We start from the raw sequence: 2,013 nt of genomic DNA, 5'->3' as shown, positions 1-2,013 counted from the left end.
ATGTCGATGACGCCGGCGATGGAGTTGTCCCCGGATAGCGGCTATTCCGCAGTTACCCTGGCGCGCGCTCAGGACCCGGAAGTCGCCAAAATGCGCTACCGCAATCGGATTGTCATCGTTGAGAGCACGATGAACTCTCACGGTCAGGCGCAAAACTGCATCGACTGGGAGATGAACCGGCGATATGGCCGTTCACGACGCCTGCAGGTGGAGATCGATAGCTGGCGAGACAAGGCCGGAAAACTGTGGGAGCCGAATACGCTGATCCCCATCAATATTCCTGTTTTTGGGCTCAATAACGTGCAGTGGCTTCTGGCGGAGGTCACCTTTACCCGTGACGAGCGGGGCACGCGGGCCAATCTCATCATGATGCCGAAAGAAGCATTTGCCGTTCAACCCTATCAATTCTATAGCCAGGTGCAGGAGCTAAATCGATGAATGACGGCATGTTGAGGCAGCTTGGGCGCCGGGTGGCCATGATGATTGGCCTGGGCAAGATCACCGGGTACGGCGATGCTGGAGGCATTCAAAAACTACAGTATCAGACGCCGCTGGAGGTGAAAGGCGACACCCCGAGGATGGCGGAGTTTGGGTTTTCGTCAGGTCTGCCGGTTGGCACGGATGTGGTCCTGGCGTATCTGGGCGGCGATCGTTCCAGTGCCGTGATCGTGGCCAGCAACAATCAGCAATACCGGCAATCGGGTTTAAAAAGCGGCGAAACGCTGATTTATAACCAGTGGGGGATGTTCGTAAAACTCACGGAAAACGGCATTGAGGTAGAAGCGAAAGGGAAGCCGGTAACAGTGGCCAATGCGACCACGGTTACCGTTGCGGCCACCGAGAAAATCAGGCTTGAAACGCCACGTTTGGAAGTGACCGGCGACGTGATCGACAACTGCGACAGCAATGGCGCCACGCTGAAAGCCTTACGCGATGCCCATAACGATCACGATCATATCGTGAAAAATGTCCAGAGCGGCAACGATGAGAAAACCAGCGAGAAACCGGGGGAGATCGTCGAATGAGTGATATTAGCTCTTTTTGGGACATTGAACGGCTGGTGGCTGAGTGGCGTGAGGGACGCGGCGATTTGATCAATGGCGATGACCTGCGGACAGCGATGATTATCAGTCTGTTCACCGATCGCGTCGCCCGTGATGACGATGATATTGACGGAGAAGACCGCCGCGGCTGGTGGGGGGATATGGGGGAGGAGCATAACATCGGCTCCCGGCTGTGGTTGTTGCGTCGTCAGAAATTGACCCAGGACGTTGCTCAAAAAGCGGAAGGCTATGCCCGCGAGGCATTGCAGTGGCTGATCTCTGATGGTGTTGTGTCGTCGTTCACGATAGCAACCCAGATCGTTTATCCCCGCCGGCTAAATATGGTCATTCGCTATCAGCGTCCGGGTAACGGTGACGGCACGGACATGCGATTTTTTTGGGTTTGGGAGCAATAAATTATGCCTTTCAATCGGCCGACACTCACCGAATTGCGTGAGAAAAGTCGCACACAGCTTCAGGCTGAACTGAGAAAGACCGGTGCGCTGTTGCGCTATTCCAACATGCGTGTTTTGGCGGATGCTGACGCCGGGCTCGCCCATTTACATTACGGGTACCTGGATTATATCGCGCTGCAGTCCACCCCATTTAATGCCACTGATGAATGGCTATCTGGATGGGCTGGCCTTAAAAGTGTCTACCAAAACCCGGCCAATCCGGCATCCACACCGTCTTATGAATTTAGCGGAACTGCGGGCGCTCCTGTCAACAAAGGTGCCGTGTTGCGCCGTGGTGATGGTTATCTCTACCGGCTTGAGGAGAGCGTAACGATCGGGGCAAATGGGAAAGGTGTCGGCAAGCTCACTGCAATACTGCCCGACATTATCGACGACCCGACAGGGGGCGGTATTGACGGCAATGCGGATGCCGGCACGACCCTGACACTGGATGTTTCTCTACCCGGCATTGATGCCAGCGGCGTAATGCTCGAGCCTGCCACCGGCGGAGCAGA

The 2,013-nt window shown here is 55.6% G+C and carries 3 protein-coding genes and 1 pseudogene; all 4 read left to right on the top strand.

What is annotated here, in order from left to right; translation table 11 throughout:
• Positions 1 to 438 (top strand): annotated as a pseudogene (locus tag C9411_RS25155) (phage tail protein); the annotation flags it as partial.
• On the top strand, positions 435 to 1,025 hold the full coding sequence (locus tag C9411_RS25150) for a phage baseplate assembly protein (RefSeq protein WP_107228154.1): 591 nt from the start codon (positions 435 to 437) through the stop codon (positions 1,023 to 1,025). The pseudogene C9411_RS25155 and the gene C9411_RS25150, both read left to right, overlap by 4 nt.
• A complete protein-coding gene (locus tag C9411_RS25145; protein ID WP_107228153.1) occupies positions 1,022 to 1,459 on the top strand; it encodes a phage GP46 family protein in 438 nt (145 codons plus the stop codon). Before C9411_RS25150 ends, C9411_RS25145 begins: the two co-directional genes overlap by 4 nt.
• A 3-nt stretch (positions 1,460 to 1,462) precedes the next feature.
• Positions 1,463 to 2,013: baseplate J/gp47 family protein (locus C9411_RS25140; protein ID WP_146158903.1), on the top strand; the 551-nt coding region annotated here is incomplete at its 3' end.

The sequence above is a fragment of the Serratia sp. Nf2 genome (assembly GCF_003028435.1).
Classification (GTDB): Bacteria; Pseudomonadota; Gammaproteobacteria; order Enterobacterales; family Enterobacteriaceae; genus Serratia; species Serratia marcescens_L.
The sequence above is the reverse complement of the archived record's forward strand: the minus strand, read 5'-3'. Positions and strand labels throughout refer to the sequence as shown.

Excerpts from the sequence above, each read along its gene's own strand:
- C9411_RS25150 (WP_107228154.1), top strand. The coding sequence starts at position 435 with ATGAATGACGGCATGTTGAGGCAGCTTGGGCGCCGGGTGGCCATGATG.
- C9411_RS25145 (WP_107228153.1), top strand. The coding sequence starts at position 1,022 with ATGAGTGATATTAGCTCTTTTTGGGACATTGAACGGCTGGTGGCTGAG.